2 protein-coding genes (both cut by a window edge) are annotated in these 18559 nt (G+C 72.0%); both read right to left on the bottom strand.

Annotated elements, in window-relative coordinates:
* Positions 1 to 7012: the 5' end (the start) of a non-ribosomal peptide synthase/polyketide synthase gene (locus ACWGE0_RS26390; RefSeq protein ID WP_452263574.1), read on the bottom strand. It extends 15863 nt beyond the left edge of the window; the window shows 7012 of its 22875 coding nt (coding positions 1-7012); its start codon is at positions 7010 to 7012; the stop codon falls past the left edge of the window.
* On the bottom strand, positions 7009 to 18559 hold the 3' portion of the coding sequence (locus tag ACWGE0_RS26385) for a non-ribosomal peptide synthase/polyketide synthase (protein ID WP_452263573.1). 12410 nt of this gene lie beyond the right edge of the window; the window shows 11551 of its 23961 coding nt (coding positions 12411-23961); the start codon falls outside the window, past its right edge; it ends in the stop codon at positions 7009 to 7011. The genes ACWGE0_RS26390 and ACWGE0_RS26385 overlap by 4 nt, the downstream gene beginning before the upstream one ends.

Below are 18559 nucleotides of genomic sequence, written 5' to 3'. Positions count from 1 at the left end.
CGCTGGCCAGCGACTTCAGCTCGGCGGCGACGAAGTCGGCGTAGCGGACCGCGTTCGCCGGGCGCGGCAGCGGAGGCAGGCCGTCGCGCAGGCGCCGGTAGTCGGCCAGCAGTTCCATCAGCAGGCTGTGATAGCTCCAGCCCTCGGTGATGGCGTGGCTCTGGGTGAAGGTCAGCCGCCAGGAGGTGGCCGACTCCACGTGCGCGGTGACCCGCAGCAGCGGCGCGGTGCTCAGCTCGAACACCCGCCCGCGCTCGGCGGCCACGAACTCCTGGCCCAGCCGCAGCTGCTCCTCGTCGTCCAGGTGGCTGACGTCGTGCCAGGTCAACGGAATCCGCACGGACTCGTGCACCAGCTGCAGCGGCTGTGAGTAGCCCTGCAGGTGCATCGAAGTGCGCAGGATGTCGTGCCGGGCAGTCGCCAGGTCGAGCGCGGTGCGCAGCGCGGCCGGGTCGAACGGCTGCGCGTCGGGGATCCGGAACGTGTTGACGTTGTGGTAGGTGTTGCGCTCCGGCGAGGCCAGTTGCTCGACCAGCATGCCGGTCTGGACCTGGGACAGCGGGTAGGCGTCGACCACGTCCGCCGGCAGCCGCTCCCGGTCCGCTGTGGACACGAGTGCGAACGGCGCGACCGGCTCGGCGGCCTGGACCGGGCCGTCCTGGGTGGCGGCGCGGGCGGCCAGCGCGGCCACCGTGCGCAGCTCGAAGATCTCCCGGATGCCCAGGTCGAACCCGGCCTGCCGGAGTGCCCCGGACAGGCGCACCGCGCGGATGGAGTCGCCGCCCAGGTCGAAGAAGCCGTCGGTGACGCTGACCTCGGCAAGACCCAGAACCTCCGCCCAGATCGCGGCGATCCGCTCCTCCAGCGGGTTGCGCGGCGCCACCTGGCCGGCGGTGGTGAAGGCCTCGCGATCCGGTGCGGGCAGGGCGCGGTGGTCGAGCTTGCCGTTGGGGGTCAACGGGATCTCGTCGATGACCACGAACGCGGCCGGGACCATGTAGTCCGGCAGCACCTCGCCCAGGAACGGGCGCAGCTCAGCCGCCTGCGGGGCTTCGGGGGCGCGCAGGTAGGCGACCAGCTGGCGTTCGCCGGTGGCGTCGGCGCGGGCGATGACCACCGCGTCGACGACCGCCGGGTGCTCGCGCAACCGGGCCTGGATCTCACCCAGCTCGATCCGGTAACCGCGGATCTTGACCTGGTTGTCCAATCGTCCCAATGATTCCAGGCTGCCGTCCGGCAGGTGCGTGGCCAGGTCGCCACTGCGGTACAGGCGCGAGCCGGGCGGTCCGAACGGGTCGGGCAGGAAGCGCTCGGCGGTGAGCTCGGGCCGGTTCAGGTAACCGCGGGCGACCGCGGGGCCGCCCACGTGGATCTCGCCCGCAACGCCGTCGGGCACCAGCGCGCCACGCGGGTCCAGCAGGTGGATCGTCAGGTCGGGCAGCGGGCGGCCGACGAAGCTGCGCGTCGGTTCGGCCAGGTCCTCGCCGGTGACCAGGTGGAACGTGGAGTGCACCGTGGTCTCGGTGATGCCGTACATGTTGACCAGCGCGGGCCGCTCGACGCCGAGGCGGTCGGTCCACGGGGTCAGCTCGGCGATGTCGAGCCGTTCGCCGGCGAAGATCACCGACCGCAGCCGCAACTCGTCGATCCGCGGGTCGCCCGCGGCGGCCAGCGCGGTGAGCGAGCGGAACGCGGTCGGGGTCTGGCAGAGCACGGTCGCGCCGTGCTCGACCATCAGGTCGAGGAAGTCCTCCGGCGACCGGGTCACCTCGCCCGGCACGACGACGATCCGCGCCCCGTGCAGCAGCGCGCCCCACATCTCCCAGACGGAGACGTCGAAGGCGTAGGAGTGGAACAACGTCCACACGTCCGACTGTCCGAAGTGGACCTGGTCGGCGGCGGTGGTGAACAGCCGGGCCACGTTGGCGTGGGTGAGCGCCACGCCCTTGGGCCGGCCGGTGGAGCCGGAGGTGTAGATGACGTAGATCAGGTTTTCCGGACCGGCCAGCGGTGCCGGATCGGTGTCCGGCTGGGCCGCGAGTTCGGTGCGGAGGGTGTCCAGCAACAGGACCTGGCCCTGGTGTTCGGCGGGCAACCGGTCGGTGAGATCGGTGGTGCTGAGCACCAGGGGTGCGGCGGTGTCGGTGAGGATGTGCGCCAGCCGGTCCACCGGGTTGGCCGGGTCCAGCGGCACGTAGGCGGCGCCGGCCTTGAGGATGCCGAGCAGCGCGGGCAACAGGTCGGGACCGCGGTCGAGGCAGACCCCGACCAGGGTTTCCGGTCCGGCGCCCAGGGAACGCAGGTGGTGGGCGAGCTGGTTGGCGCGGGCGTTCAGCTCCCGGTAGGTCAGGGTCGCGCCGCCCGCGATCACCGCGACGGCGTCGGGAGTTTCCGCGACCTGCTCCTGGAACAGCTCGTGCACGCACAGCTCCACCGGCACGGTCACCGTGCGCTCGTGCGTGCTGCGCAACCGCAGGTCCTCGGCGAACGGCAGGTGCGCGGCCGTGGGATCGCCGTCGGCGTCCTCGGCCATCGCGGTGAGGACCGCCCGGTACATCTCGCCGAGCCGGTCCAGGTCGGTGCGACTGAAGGCATCCGCGCGTGCGGTGAGCGTGACCTGCCCACCGGACGCCACCACGTGCAGCGGGAACTCGGTGAACCCGGCGCCCATGGTCGCGCCCGCGTCGATCAGGCCGGTGTCGACCTGGTGGAAGTCCTGGTAGTCGAACATGGCGCTGAGCAACCGGTCCCCGGTGCCCGCGGCCCGCTGCACGGCCGGCAGCGGGTAGCGGCGGTGGCCCCAGACCTCGGTTTCGGTGGCGTACACCTGCGAGATGAGCGCCTGCCAGGTGCGCGCGGTCCGTCGTACCGGGAACGGCAGCGTGTTCAGGTGCATGCCCAGCACCCGGTCCCCGCCCTCGGCCTCCAACCGGCCGTGGCAGACCAGGCCGGTGTGGAAGGCCGGTTCGGCGGTGAGCTGACCGAGCACGGTGGTGTGGGCGGCCAGCAGCACCGACTTGAGCGTGGTGTCCGCGCCCAGCTCGCGCAGGCGCGGTTCCAGGTCGGCGTAACGAACCTGGATCCGGTGGTGCCCCTCGGCGTCCTCGCCCCAGGCGGGCAGGACCAGCGGCACGTGGGTGTCCACGACCTGCTGCCAGTAGTCGCGGTCCTCGTCACTGTCCAGAGAGGACAGTTCGGCGGCGACCACGTCGGCGAACCGGGCGCCGGCGGGCTCGATCGCGGCAGCCAGGCCGTCGCGGAGCGCGCGATAGGTGCGCAGCAGCGCCATGAGCAGGCTGTTCAGGCTCCAGCCGTCGGTGATCGCGTGGGCCTCGGTGACGCTGAGCCGCCAGGCCGAGCCGGTCTCCAGGTGCACGGTGAGCCGCAGCAGGGGTGCGGAGGTCAGCTCGAACAGCGCGGCGCCCTGCTCGGCGGCGAACGCCAGCAGGTGCTCGTGCCGGGCCTCGGCGTCCAACTCACGCAGGTCGTGCACGGACACCGGGATCTCGGCCTGTGCGTGCACCAGCTGGAGCGGCTGGGAGTAACCGGTGAGGTGCATGGAGGTGCGCAGCACGTCGTGCTGGGCGGTCACTTCGGCCACCGCGGCCCGGAAGGCGGTCTCGTCGAACGGGCGCTCGTCGGGGATCCGGAAGGAGTTGACGTTGTGGTAGGCGGCCCGGCCGATGCCGGAGAGCATCTCCACCAGCATGCCGGTCTGCACCTGGGTGAGCGGGTAGGCGTCGACCACGTCCGCGGGCAGCGCCTCGCGGTCCACAGTGGACAGGAGCGCGAACGGCTCGGCCGGGACGAACTCGGCGGGGGCGGTGCGGGTGGCGGCCGCGGCGGCCAGCGCGGCGACCGTGCGGTGGGCGAAGACGTCCCGCATGCCCAGGTCGTACCCGGCGGTGCGGAGCTTGGCGGCCAGCCGGACCGCGCGCAGCGAGTCGCCGCCGAGGTCGAAGAAGCTGTCCAGCACGCCGACCCCGGTCAGCTCCAGGACCGCGCCGAACAGGTCGGCGATCCGGGCCTCGTCCGGGGTGCGCGGGGCCAGGTGCACGGCCGTGCCGAACGCGGTCCGGTCCGGGGCGGGCAGGGCGCGGCGGTCGAGCTTGCCGTTGGGGCTGAGCGGAATCCGTTCCAGCGGAACGATCGCGGCCGGCACCAGGTGCTCGGGCAGCCGTGCGCGCAGGGCTTCGCGCAGCGCGGCCGGTCGCACCTCGCCGGTGACGTACCCGATGAGCTGGTCGGCGCGGACCACCACGACCGCGTCGCCGACGCCGGGCTGCTCGCGCAGCACCGTGGCCACCTCGCCGGGCTCGATCCGCAGGCCGCGCAGCTTGACCTGGTCGTCGGCGCGGCCCAGGAAGTCCACCGCGCCGGTGGGCAGCCAGCGAGCCAGGTCACCGGTGGCGTACATCCGGCCCGGTTCGAACGGGTGCGGCAGGAACTTCTCCGCGGTGAGCGCAGGCCGGTTCAGGTAGCCGGTGGCCAGGCCGTCCCCGGCGATGAACAGCTGACCAGGTACGCCGACCGGCACCGGCTCGAGCCGTTCGTCCAGGATCAGCACCCGCAGGTTGTCCACCGGGAAGCCGATCGGCACACGGGCGGACCCGGTCAGTGTCTCCTCGGTGACGTCGCCCGCGGTGACGTCGATGGCCGCCTCTGCCGGGCCGTACTGGTTGACCAGCCGAACATCCATCGTGGACAGGACGCGGGCGGCCAGGTCGACGGGCAGCGCTTCGCCGCCGCTGAGCACGATCCGCAACGAGGGGCAGGCCGCGGCGTCCGGTTCGTCCAGGAAGGCGGAGAGCATGGACGGCACGAAGTGCACCAGCGTGATGCCCTCCGCCGCGATCAGCGCGCGCAGGTAACGCGGGTCGCGGTGGCCACCGGGCTCGGCCAGCACCAGGCGGGCGCCGGTGATCGCGGGCCAGAAGAACTCCCACACCGCCACGTCGAACCCGGCGGCGGTCTTCTGCAGCAGCACGTCGTCGGTGGTGAGCTGGAACATCCGCTGCATGCCGTGCAGGCGGTTCACGGTGCCGCGCTGGGTGTTCAGCACACCCTTGGGGCGGCCGGTGGAGCCGGAGGTGTAGATCAGGTAGGCCCCGTCGTCCGGTGTGGCAACGGGTTCCGGGTTGTGGGTGGGCTCACCGGACCAGGCGTCAGGCGCGTCCAGGAAGAGAGTGCGAGCGCCGGTCTCCGGCAGGTCGAGGTGGCTCTGGGTGAGCAGGACCGGGGCGGCCGAGTCCGTGAGCAGGTAGGCCAGGCGTTCGGCCGGGTAGTCCGGGTCCAGCGGGACGTACGCGGCGCCGGCCTTGATCACGGCGTGCAGCGCGACGGCCAGGTCCAGCGACCGTTCCGCGCAGACCGCGACGAGGGTGCCTGGCCCGGCACCGAGAGCACGCAGGTGATGGGCGAGCCGGTTGGCGCGGACGTTGAGTTCGGCGAAGGTCAGGCTCTCCCCGGCGCAGGTGACCGCGAGTGCGTCCGGCGTGCGGGCGACCTGGGCCGCCACCAGCTCCGCCAGGGTGTGCGGTGCGGGCAGTTCGACCGCGGTGCGGTTGAAGTCGTGCAGCACCTGCGTGCGCTCGCCCTCGTCCAGCAACGAGATCTCGCTCAACCGGCGGTCCGGAGTGGACACCAGGTGCGTCAGCAAGGTCCGGTAGTGGCCGGACAGTCGCTGGATCGTCGCCGCGGTGAACAGCGCGGGCGGGAAGGTGAACTGGGCGGACAGGCCTCCGTCGGCGTTCTCGCGGAGTTCCAGGGTGAGGTCGAACTTGGCGATTCTGTTGCCGGTGAGCGACTCCACCACCAGGCCGGGCAGGTCGAAGGCTGTCGACCGGTCCTCGTGCAGGATGAAGTCGGCCTGGAACAACGGGGTGCGGGACTGGTCGCGCTCCGGCGCCAGTTCGTCCACCAGCCGGGCGAACGGCACCGCCTGGTGGTCGAAGGCGCCCAGCAGCGCGGACTTCGTGGAGGAGAGCAGACCAGTCAGGGTGGGGTCACCCTGCCAGGAACCGCGCACCACCAGGGTGTTGATGCCGTAGCCGAAGACGGACTGCAGCTCAGGGCGGGACCGGGAGGAGAGAGTGACGCCGACCGGGACGTCCGTGCTGCCCGCGTGCCGGGCCAGCAGCAGCTGGTAGGCGGTGAGCAGCACGGTGAACAGGGTGCTGTCCTGACCGGCGGCCAGGTTCCGCGCGGCTGCGGCGAGTTCGGCCGGGATGGTGAACTCCACCGCCTCGCCGTGCCAGGAGCGCACGGCCGGGCGGGGGTGGTCGGTGGGCAGGTCGAGCGGGGTCAGGTCAGCAAGACGATCGCGCCAGTAGTCCAGTTCCGCCGCCAGGACGTCACCGGTGACGTGGTTCCGTTGCCAGGCGGCGAAGTCCGCGTACTGCAGGCCCGGTGCGGCCAGCGTGTCCGCCCGGTTCTCGTGGTGCGCGCGGTACAGCTCGCTCAGCTCGGCGCCGAACAGGCGGACCGAGTGCGCGTCGACGGCGATGTGGTGGAAGGTCACCGCGAGCACGTGATCCTCGGCGCCGTGCCGGACCAGCAGCATCCGCACCGGCCACTGGCTGTGCAGGTCGAACGGTTGGGCCACCTCGTGTTCGACCAGCCGTCGCAACTCGGCTTCGTCGTCGGCTGCCAGCACCCGCAGTTCGGCCGCGGCGGGAGCGTCCACCAGCTGCACCGGGTCCTCGCCCACCAGTGCGTAGCGGGTGCGGAGGACCTCGTGCCGGGCCAGCAGCCCGGTCAACGCGTCCCTCAGCGCGGCTTCGTCGAGCGAGCCGTGCAGTCGCAACACCAGCGGTACCAGGTACTCGGGGCTGTTCGGGTCGAGCTCGTGCAGCAGCCACATCTGCTGCTGCCCGAACGAGAGCGCCAGCGGCCGGTCCCGGTCCGCGCGCGGGATCTCCTGCCTCCTGCCGGTCGCGCGCCCGGCGAGCCGACGACGCAGCAGTTCCGCCCGCAGGTCCGGTGTGGACGTCCTGGTGTCCTCGGCGGTCATGCTCCGTGCTCCCTTGCTGTGGTGGCGTCGTCGACGGCGCGCTGGAAGAGGGTGGTGAGCCTGGCCTGGCTGGGCCAGACCGCGGCGATCACGCGGGTCACCAGCTCGCGCCCGCTGCTGGCGTTGGTGAGCAGGACCGCGCCGAGCCCGGCGTGCACGCGCAGTCCCGCCATGGCCTGGTAACCGGTGGCCTGGCCGCCGTGGCCGAACTCGAGGTCGGCCCCGGAGTCGTCGAGGATCGCGCTCCAGCCGTACGGCCGGCCGGACTGGGCGGTGAGCATCGCCCTGGCGAGGTCCTGCCGCAGCACCGCGTCCGGGTGGCCGAGGTAGGCGTGGCGGACGGCGATCATCAACCGGGCCAGGTCCGCCGCGGTAGTCCACAGACCACCGGCCGCGGCCGCCGGGTTGACCTCGTACCCGCCGGGCAACGGCTTGCCGTCGGCGTCGTGCGCACGGGCCACGGTCGCCGGATCCGGGTTGACGAAGGTGCTCGCGGTCATGCCCAGCGGCTCGAACAGCTCGCGCCGCATCAGCTCCGCGAAGTCCAGGCCCGTGTGCTCGGTCAGGATCTGTTGCAGCAGAACGAAATGCGCCGAGTTGACCCGGAACACCTCGCCGGGCTTGTGCTCCAGCCGCAGCGGCTCGTCGTCCTCCGGCACGGCCAGGCCCGCGGTGTGCGCGAGCAGCTGGCGGATGGTCACCGGGAACTGGGTCAGCTCGCGGTCCAGGTCCAGCTCGCCGCGTTCGGCCAGGCGCAGTACCGCGACCGTGGTGGCGGTCTTGCTGAGCGACCCCGCGGCGAACAGCGTGTCCGCGGTGACCGGTGTGTCGTCGTCTGCGGCGAGGGTGCCGTGCGTGAGGACTCCGGCCAGCTCGCCGTCCCGGATCAGCGCGAGAGCGGCGCCGGGTACGGCGTGCTGGGCCATCGCCTGACTGACCACTGTGGACAGCGCGTCGAGGCTGCGGTCCTCGCTCGGGGCGCGCTGGCCGAGGGCCTCGGTCAGCAGGTCGAGGTGTGCCTGGGCGAGTTCCTGCACGGCGTCGGTGCTGCCCGTCCAACGGAGGTAGAGCCTGTTCTCGTGCAGGTTTGCCCGGACGTCCCAGGGGTGTTCGGGCGTGTGCTCGAGGGTGGCCGGGTGGAACACCAGCGGATCAGGCTGAGTGTCCACAGCGGACAGACTGGCGCTGAAGGCCACCTGCGGACGCGGCAGGTCGGCCAAGTCGGCGGCCAGGTCCGGGTCCGGGGCGTGGTGGCGGAGCAGGCCGTAGTCGGCGGGATCGCCGAGCGCGGCCAGCTGGCGCCGTGCCGAACGCAGCACCGAGGGCAGATCGCGGTTGGGCAGCCAGAGCGACACCGGGTGGCTGGTGCGCAACGGACCGGCCGTGCGGGCCAGCTCCGGGGTGGAGGAGCGGGGATCCGCGCTGACCTCCACGTCGATCCGGTCGCCCCCGGCCCAGCGGGTGAGGGTGCGGCCCAAGGTGATGAGCAGCAGGTCCTCAGGGCGTTGGGCGGCCAGCAGGGCGGCGGTGTGCTCCGGAGACAGGGTGACCGTGACCTCGTGCTGTTCGCCGTCGGTCTGCGGGAGGTCGATACCGGGCGTGCGGGTGAGCCAGTGGTGTGCGGTGTCGGCGATGTCCTCGGCCGCGGCCCGCTCGGCTTCGCGGGTGGACCACTGGTGCAGGGGCAGGGGAATCGGGGGCAGGGCGACGGGACGGGCCTCGGACAGCTGCCGGTAGGCGGTGTTGAGGTCGGTGATCAGGACGGGGAGGGACTCGGCGTCGAGTGCCAGGGTCGAGGTGGTGAGCCAGAGTTCGGGTTGGGCGGAGCCGACCTGGCCGGAGTCCGCGTGTCCGTCGCCGAAGTGGACGAGGGTGGCGCGGAGCACCGGACCGGTGACGGGGTCGACGGCCTGGCGGTCTGCCTCGACGGCTTCGGCGACGACGGTGGCCCGGTCCTCGATGGGGGAGACCTCGATCGCACGGAACGGCACATCGCCCGTTGCGGCGAACACGACCTCGGCCGCGGTCACCCGCAGACGCAGCGCCTCGTGGTGGTCGATGACCGCCGTCAGCGCCCTGGCCAGCAGCTCCGGATCCGGCTGACGGGACAGCGCGAGCCGAGTGCTGCGCACCTGGTACCCGTCGGCCAGCTGGCGGAGCTGATCCGTGGTCAACGGCATCTCGGCCGCTGTGCTCAGAGGCGCGGCCAGTTCCGCCAGTTCCGCGAGGTCGGAGGCCTGGTAGATCATCCACATCGCCATCGGCAGACCGGCCTGCTGGGCGGTGGCCAGCAGCCGGGCGGCGCGCAGGGAGTCGCCGCCGAGCGCGAAGAAGTTGTCGGTGGCGCTGATCTCGTTGACCTGCAACAGCTCGCTCCAGATCGTGGCCAGCCGCTGCTCGGCCGGAGTGCGCGGAGGTACGCCGGAAACGCCCGCGTAGGCGGTCCGGTCCGGTGCGGGCAGGGCGCGGCGGTCCAGCTTTCCGTTGCGGGTCAGCGGGATCCGGTCGATCTGCACGAACGCCGCCGGGACCATGTACTCCGGCAGGACCTCCGCCAGGTGGGTGCGAAGTTCGTCCGCCGGGACCTGGTCGCCGACCAGGTAGGCGACCAGGACGGTGTCCCTGGCCAGCACCACGGCTTCGCTGATCGCCGGGTGGGCGAGCAGGCGCGACTGGATCTCGCCCAGTTCGACGCGGTGGCCGCGGATCTTGACCTGATGGTCGGCCCTGCCGAGGAAGTCGAGGCTGCCGTCGGACAGACGGCGGCCCAGGTCGCCGGTGCGGTAGATGCGGGAACCCGGTGCGCCGCAGGGGTTCGGCAGGAACTTCTCGGCGGTCAGCGCCGGCTGGCCGAGGTAACCGCGGGCCAGGCCGGTGCCGGAGATGAAGACTTCGCCGGGCACACCGGCCGGGGCGAGCTCGCCGGTCGGGCCGAAGACGTGCATGGCCGTGTTCGGGATGGAGTCGCCCAGTGGCAGCAGATCCGCGGCGGGCAGGTCGGTGACCAGCTGCCCGGAGTTGCCGATGGTGATCTCGGTGGGGCCGTACTCGGTGGCCAGCACGGTGCCGTCACCCGCCATCTCGCGCCAGCGGCGGACCAGGCTCACCGGGAACTCGTCGCCCGCGGCGATCACCAGGCCGGCCAGGTCGTGGGCCTGCTGCGGGGTGAGCTGGTGCGTGAGCAGGTCCAGGTGGGCCGGGGTCATCTTGACGAAGGCGTACCTGCCTCCTGCGGCCAGTTCCGCACCCAGTTCGGCGGTGTCCAGGTCCGGCGCCAGCAGGTGCGTCGCCTGGCCGGAGATGAGCGGGGTGAACAGGTTCGGGATGCCCAGGTCGAAGGAGATGGGGGAGAACACCGCGGAACCGCCGTCGCCGTGCGCGGCATAGGCGTCGACCGTCCACAACAGGTAGTTGGCCAGGCCGCGGTGGGTGGCCATCACTCCCTTGGGGTGGCCGGTGGAGCCGGAGGTGTAGATGACGTAGGCCAGCTGGTCCAGGTCGCCCGGCCGCTCGGGCGCGGTGGCCGGGTGGGCGGCGAGGTCGATCAGGTCGAGCAGGACGGTGTGGCCGGGGTGGTCTGCGAAGTCGGCCGTGGTGAGCACGACCTCGGCACCCGCGTCGCGGATCATGTGCTCGCGGCGGTCCGCGGGCAGAGACGGGTCCAGCGGCAGGTAGGCCGCGCCCGCCTTCCACACGCCGAGCAGCGCGGGCAGCAGGTCCAGGCCACGGCCCAGGGCCACGCCCACGATCGACTCGGCGGTGACGCCCAGCGCGCGCAGGTGGTGGCCGATTTGGTTGGCGCGTTCGTCGAGTTCGCGATAGGTCAGCGTGCCCTGGTGGGTGCGTACGGCAAGGGCGCCCGGGGTGGCCGCGGCCTGGCCCTCGAACAGTTCCAGCGTGCTGCTGAGAACGTCCACAGTGGAGCCCGTACCGGCCGCCAGTGCCGCGGGGTCGGCCGGTGCCAGCACTGGGGCGTGCGGGTTCGCGGCCATCGCGGCCAGAGTTTCCCGGTAGCGGGCGGCGAGCTCTTCCGCGGCGGTGCGGCTGAGCACCTCGGTCGAGGTGACCAGGGCGAGGCCAGTGCCGGTGGCGAGCACGTTGAGCGCGAAGTCGTTCACACCGGAGCCGAGCCCGGCGCCGCTGTCCACAGTGGATTCGTCCACCAGGTGGAAGTCCAGGTAGTCGAACAGCACGGTGATCAGCCGCTCGGCCTCGGCCGCGCGCTGGATGGCGGGCATCGGGTAGCGGCGGTGGCCCCAGATCTCCGCCTCGGCCGCGTGCGCCTGACGGACCAGGTCCAGCCAGGAGCGGGCAGTGCGGTCGTGCGGCAGCGGCAGGGTGTTGAGGTGCATGCCCAGGACCCGGTCGCCACCTTCGGCTTCCAGCCGGCCGTGCAGCACGAGTCCACTGTGGAACCGCAGTTCCAGGGTGATGGTGCTGAGCACGTGCAGGTGTGCCGCCAGCAACACCGACTTCAGCGAGGTCCGCGCGCTGCGGGCCAGTTCGCGCAGGTCGGTGCCCAGCTCGGCGAAGGAGACTTTGGCGGTGTAGGTGTCCAGCCGGCTGCCGTTCGGGTCGGCCCAGGCCGTGGGCAGGGTGAGCGGGGCGTGCGTGTCGGTGATCTCCTGCCAGAACGCCTGGTCCTCCTTGCTGTCCAGGCAGGCCAGCTCGGCGGCCACGAAGTCCGCGTACCGCACGGCGGAGGACTCGGGTGCGGGTCGCTGGTGGTAGGCGTCCAGCAGCTCGGCGACCAGGGTGTGCAGCGTCCAGCCGTCGGTGATCGCGTGGCAGTGGGTGAAGGTGAGCCGCCAGGCGTCATCGGACTCGAGGTGCACGGCGATCCGCAGCAACGGTGCGGCGGTCAGCTCGAACGGCCGGGCGTTCTCCGCGGCCAGGAACTCCTCGGCCGCGCTCGTCCTGTTCGCCTGCCCACGCAGGTCGTGCACCGTGACGGGCACCTCGACCCGCGCGTGCACCAGCTGCAACGGCTGCGAGTACCCGGCCAGGTGGAAGCCGGTGCGCAGGATGTCGTGCCGGGCCAGCACCGAGTCCACCGCGGCCCGGAACCGCCCGGCGTCGAACGGCGTCCGGTCGGGCACCCGGAAGGAACCGACGTTGTGGTAACTGTTGCGCCCACCGCCGGCCAGCATCTCGACCAGCATTCCGGTCTGCACCTGGGAAATCGGGTACGCGTCCACCACGTCGGACGGCAGCGCGGCCCGGTCCTCGGCGCTGATCAACGCGAACGGCGCCACCGCGGTCCAGGCCTCCACCTGGTCCGCCCCGGCGGCCAGCTCGGCCAACCCTGCCACCGTGGGCAGGCGGTAGATCTCGCGCAGCCCGAGGTCGATCCCGTTGTCCCGCAATGCTGCGGACAGCCGCAGCGCACGGATGGAGTCCCCGCCGAGGGCGAAGAAGTTGTCCCGCACCCCGATTTCGGCATACCCGAGCACTTCTGCCCAGAGCGCGGCGATCCGCTGCTCCAGCGGAGTGCGCGGCGCGACCTGTCCCGCGAGCTGGTGGTCGGGGGTCGGCAGCGCGCGCTGGTCGACCTTGCCGTTGGGGGTCAGCGGCAGCGCGTCCAGGCGCATGATCGCGGCCGGGATCATGTAGTCCGGCAACGACTCCGCGAGCCGGGCCCGCAGGTCACCGGTCTCGCCGCCGGCCACCACGTAGGCGATGAGCACGCCGTCGCGGGCGAGCACGAACGCCTCCCGCACCAGCTCGGCCAGCGCGGTCTGCACCTCGCCCAGCTCGACCCGGTAACCGCGGATCTTCACCTGGGAGTCGATGCGCCCCAGGAAGTCCAGCACCCCGCCGACCTCGCGGCGAGCCAGGTCACCGGTGCGGTAACGCCGGGAACCGGGCTCCCCCAACGGGTCCGGCACGAACCTCTCGGCGGTGAGCGCGGGCCGGCCGAGGTAACCCCTGGCCACACCGACGCCACCGATCTGCAACTCGCCCAGCGCACCCAGCGGAACCAGGTCGCCGGTAGCGGCGGTCACCTGCGCGGAGGTGTTCGGAATCGGGCGGCCGATGGGCACCGTGCCCTCGTGCGTACCGGTGATCGGGTGCACGACGTTGGCGATGGTGGCCTCGGTGGGGCCGAACTCGTTGAGCAGGCGGTCCGGGCCGAGAATGCCGAGCCAGCGCGCGGCGGTGGCAGGCGGCAAAGCCTCTCCGCCGACCACGTAGGTCCCGGCCAGCTCGGTGATCTGGCTGTCGGACAGCTGGTGGGTGAGCAGGTCCAGGTGCGCCGGGGTCAGCTTGATGAAGCTGAACGGCCCGGTGCGCGCCAGCTCCTGGCCCAGCTCTGCCGGCTCGGCGGTGACCAGGTGCACCGGCTGGCCGGTGATCAGCGGGAGCAGCAGGTTGGTGATGGGCAGGTCGAACGCCAGCGAGGAGAACAGCGGGGCGCCGCCGGTGGCGCGGGTGGTGTAGGTGTCGGCGGCCCAGCGCAGGTAGTTGACCAGGCCGTCGTGCTGGACCTGGACGCCCTTGGGTCGGCCGGTGGAGCCGGAGGTGTAGATGACGTAGGCCAGGTTGGCGGGGTCGAGGTCGACCTCCGGCGCGGCGATCGGCTCGCCGGGGAACTCGCCAGGCCGAGCCGCCGTGCCCGCGTGTCCCGGGATCGAGGCGGGGTCGACCACGGCGCCGGAGAAGCCCGGCTGGTCGGTGTCGGTGACCAGGATCGGGGCGGCCGCGTCGGCCAGCTGGTAGGCGCGGCGGTCGGCGGGTGCGGCCGGGTCGAGTGGCAGGTAGGCCGCGCCGGAACGCAGGATGCCGAGCAGTGCCGGGACCAGTGCCGGGCCGCGGTCCACCAACAGACCGACTGGGACGTCCGGCCCAGCACCCAGCGAACGCAGGTGGTGGGTGAGGCGGTTGGCCCGCTGGTCGAGCTCGCGGAACGTCAGCGTGACCTCACCGGAGATCACCGCGGGGGCATCCGGAGTGGCCAGGACCGCGGCGTCGATCAGGTCGAGCACGGTGGCGGGTGAAGACGGTTCGTGCGCGCCCGTGCCGTTGGCCAGGTGCGAGGTGTGCTCGTCCTCGGTCAGCGGAATCAGCGTCGCGTCGCCGTGCGGGTCAGCGGCCATCGCGGTCAGGACCGCGCGGTACAGGCCGATCAGCCGAGGAGTGGCTGTGCGGGCCAGGACGTCGGTGAAGGTGCCGATGCTCAGGTGGGCGGGGGTGGCGGTGACGTTGAACGCGAACTCGTCCGCGCCGGCGCCGACACCGGCGGCGGTGTCCACCGAGTCGTCGACCTGGTGGAAGTCCTGGTAGTCGAACATCACCTGGATCAGGCGTTCACCGCCCGCGATCCGCTGGATCTCCGGCAGGGGGAAGCGGCGGTGGCCCCACAGTTCGGCTTCGGTGGCCGCGACCTGGCGGACCAGGTCTGACCAGGTGCCGGTGGCCCTGGTGTGCGGGAACGGCACGGTGTTGAGGTGCATGCCCAGCACCTGGTCGCCGCCTTCGGCTTCCAGACGGCCGTGCAGGACGAGGCCGCTGTGGAACTCGGGCTCCGGGGTGAGGGCGCCGAGCACGGTCAGGTGCGCGGCGAGCAGCACGCTCTTGAGCGGGGCCTGGGCCGTGGCGGCCAGTTCGCGCAGCTGGGGAGCGAGATCGGGGAAGGGGACCACGAGGTGGTGCCGTTCCCGTGCCTCTGGGGTTCCCCAGTTCGGCGGGACGAACGGGGCGTGCGTGCCGACCAGCCGCTGCCAGAACTCGCGGTCCTCGGCACTGTCCACTGCGGACAGCTCGGCGGCCACGAAGTCGGCGTACCGCACCGAGGAGGTCGCGTGGGCCGGGACCGGGGTGCCGTCGCGGTGGGCGCGGTAGCGGTCCAGGACCTCCATCAGCAGGGTGTTCAGGCTCCAGCCGTCGGTGATCACGTGGCTCTGGGTGCAGGTGAGCCGCCACGCCTCGGCGGACTCCAGGTGCACCGCGATCCGCAGCAGCGGGGCGGTGGCCAGGTCGAACAGGGTCGCGCGCTCGGCAGCCAGGAACTCGGCGCCGGCCTCCTGCTGGGCCTCGGCGCTCAGGTGGCGGAGGTCGTGCACCGTGACCGGGATGTCGGCGTGCGCGTGCACCAGTTGCAACGGTTCGCCGGTGAGGCGGATCGAGGTGCGCAGAACCTCGTGCCGGGCCGTGACCTCGTCCAGCGCGGTGCGGAAGGCCGTGGCGTGGAACGGCATCGAGTCGGGGATCCGGAACGAGCCGACCATGTGGTAGGCGTGCTCACCGCCGGAGGACAGCTGTTCGGCGAGCATGCCCGCCTGCACCTGGGACAACGGGTAGGCGTCCACGAGGTCGTCTGGCAGGTCGGATCGATCCACTGTGGACAGAAGTGCGAACGGCTCGACCGGGGTGTGCTCGACGGACGTGACAGGGGCGAGCGCGCACAGGGCGGCGATCGTGCGATGGGAGAAGATCTCCCGGATGCTCAGTGCGAACCCGGCCGCGCGCAGGGCACCGGCCAGGCGGACCGCGCGCATGGAGTCGCCGCCCAGGTCGAAGAAGCTGTCCTCGACACCGACCTCGTCCAGACCCAGAACCTCGGTCCAGACCGCGGCCATCCGTGCTTCCACCGGAGTGCGCGGGGCGATCCCGACCACTCCGGCGAAGGCGGCGCGGTCTGGCGCGGGCAGGGCGCGGTGGTCGAGCTTGCCGTTGGTGGTCAACGGGATCCGGTCCAGCTGTACGAAGGCGGCCGGGACCAGGTACTCGGGCAGGCGGGTGGCCAGGTGTGCGCGGAGTTCGGCGAGATCGATCTCTCCGGTGGGCACGACATAGGCGACCAGGGTCAGCACACCGTCCGCGCCGGGCTGGGCCAGCACCACGGCCTCGCGGACCGCGGGGTGCTCGGCCAGCACGGCCTGCACCTCCGCGGGTTCCACCCGGTAGCCGCGGATCTTGACCTGGGTGTCGATGCGCCCCAGGAACTCCACGACTCCGTCCGGCCTCCGCACGGCCAGGTCGCCGGTGCGGTAGTGGCGGGCGCCGCCGTCCTGCGGCAGGAACCTCTCCGCGGTCAGCTCCGGGCGGCCCAGGTAACCGCGGGCCACGCTCGCCCCACCCAGGTGCACCTCGCCGGGCACGCCCAGCGGCACGGGGTTGCCGTGCGGGTCGAGCAACCGCAGGGTCAGGTCCGGCAGGGCGCGGCCGATCGGGCTCGCCGCGGGCCGGTCCAGGTCGGCCGCGGTGAGGCGGTGGTGGGTGGCGTGCACGGTCTCGGTGGGGCCGTACATGTTCACCAGCTCCGGGCGCAGGCCGAAGCGGTCGGTCCACGCCGCCAGCTCGGCCACGTCCAGGCGTTCACCGGCCAGGATCACCGAGCGCAGGGCCAGTTCGGCCACCCGCGGGTCCTCGTCGGCGGCCAGGCTGACCAGGGTGCGGAAGGCGGACGGGGTCTGGCAGAGCACGGTGACCCCGTGCCGCACCAGCAGGTCCAGGAAGTCGGCGGGGGAGCGGGTCAGCTCGGCCGGGACGACGACGAGCGTGCCGCCGCGCAGCAGCGCGCCCCACATCTCCCAGACCGAGACGTCGAAGGCGTAGGAGTGGAACATCGTCCACACCTCGTCCTGCCCGAAGTCGAAGAGGCCGTCGGTGCCGGTGAACAGTCGGGTCACGTTGGCGTGGGTGAGCGCGACGCCCTTGGGACGCCCGGTGGAGCCGGAGGTGTGGATGACGTACATCAGGTCGTCGACGCCGCCGAGCGGTTCGGGATCGACCTGCGGGTGCTCGGTCCTGTCCCCGTCCAGCGTCACCAGATGTCCACTGTGGATGGTTTGCAACAACTCGGTGTGACCGCTGGTGGTGAGCACGATCGGAGCGCCGGTACCGGTGAGGATCTGGGACAGGCGCTCGGCCGGGTTGGCCGGCTCCAGTGGCACGTAGGCCGCGCCGGACTTGAGCACGCCCAGGATCGCGGGCACCAGCTCGGGGCCGCGGTCGAGGCACACGCCGACCAGGGTTTCCGGCCCGGCGCCCAGAGAACGCAGGTGGTGGGCGATCCGGTTGGCCTCGGCGTTGAGCTCGGCGTAGCTGAGCCGGTGCTCGCCGAACACCACCGCGGTCGCGTCCGGCGTGGCCAGGACCTGCTGCTGGAACAACTCGTGCAGCCGCAACGGAACCGGCACCTCGACCGGGGCAGGTTCGGCGAGCAGCGCCAGTTCGGAGGGCGGCAGCACGGGCGCCGTCGGATCACCGAGCGGGTCGGCGGCCATCGCGGTGAGCACCGCGCGGTACAGGCCGGCCAACCGGTCGGCGTGTGCCTGGCTCAGCACACCGGGGGCCGCGTTCAGGGTGATCGCGCCGCCGGAGACGTTGACGTGCAGCCCGAACTCGGTGCGGCCGTCGCTGAGCGTGGCGCCAGCGTCCACCGCGTCGCGGTCGAGCTGGTGGAAGTCCTGGTAGTCGAACATCACCGGGAGCAGACCGGTCGTGCCCGCGGCGCGCTGGATCGCGGGCAGCGGGTAACGGCGGTGCGTCCACAGCTCGAGTTCGGTGGAGAAGGTCTGTTCCACCAGTTCCAGCCAAGTGCGCGCGGTGCGCTGGTGAGGCATCGGCACCGTGTTGAGGTGCATGCCCAGCACCCGGTCGCCGCCTTCGGCTTCCAGGCGGCCGTGCAGCACAAGTCCACTGTGGAACAACTGCTCGGGCGTGAGCAGGCTGAGCACCTTGAGGTGTGCCGCCAGCAGCACGCTCTTCGCCGAGGTCCTGGCGCGGCCGGCCAGGGCGCGCAGCGACTCGTCCAGGTCGGCGTAGCTGCTGCGGGCGATCACGCCGTCGCCACCGGCCCAGGCTTCCGGGAGGCGCAACGGGCTGTGCTCGTCCACCACCGACTGCCAGAACTCCTGGTCCTCCGCACTGTCCACGGCGGACAGCTCGGCGGCCACGAAGTCGGCGTAGCGGACCGGGATCGCGGCCAGCGCACCACCGCGATAGGCGGTGACCAGCTCCATGACCAGGGTGTTCAGGCTCCAGCCGTCGGTGATCGCGTGCGGCTGGGTGAAGGTGATGCGCCAGGCGCTGTCGGACTCCAGGTGCACCGCGATCCGCAGCAACGGGGCCGCGCTCAACTCGAACAGCCCGGCGCGTTCGGCGGCGAAGTAGGCCTCGCCGAGCTCACGCAGCTGCTCGGGTGAGCGGTCGCGGACGTCGTGCACCGCGACCGGGATGTCGGCGTGCGCGTGCACGAGCTGGAGCGGCTGGGAATAGCCGTCCAGGTGCAGTGAGCTGCGCAGGATCTCGTGCCGCTCGCTCAACCGAGCCACCGCGGCGCGGAAGGCGGCCTCGTCGAACGGCTGGTCGTCGGGCAGGCGGAAGGAGTTGACGTTGTGGTACAGCGGCTGCTCGGAGGAGAGCATCTCCACCAGCATGCCGGTCTGCACCTGGGACAACGGGTAGGCGTCCACGACGTCGGCCGGCAGCGCCGCACGATCCGCAGTGGACAGCAGCGTGAACGGCTCCACCGGATCGGCGGTCGCGGTACCGGTCGCGGTGGCGAGCGCGGCGATGGTGCGGTGCTCGAACACCTCGCGG

It is taken from the genome of Lentzea sp. NPDC054927, assembly GCF_053610285.1.
This window is presented reverse-complemented; position numbering and strand designations above follow the sequence as displayed.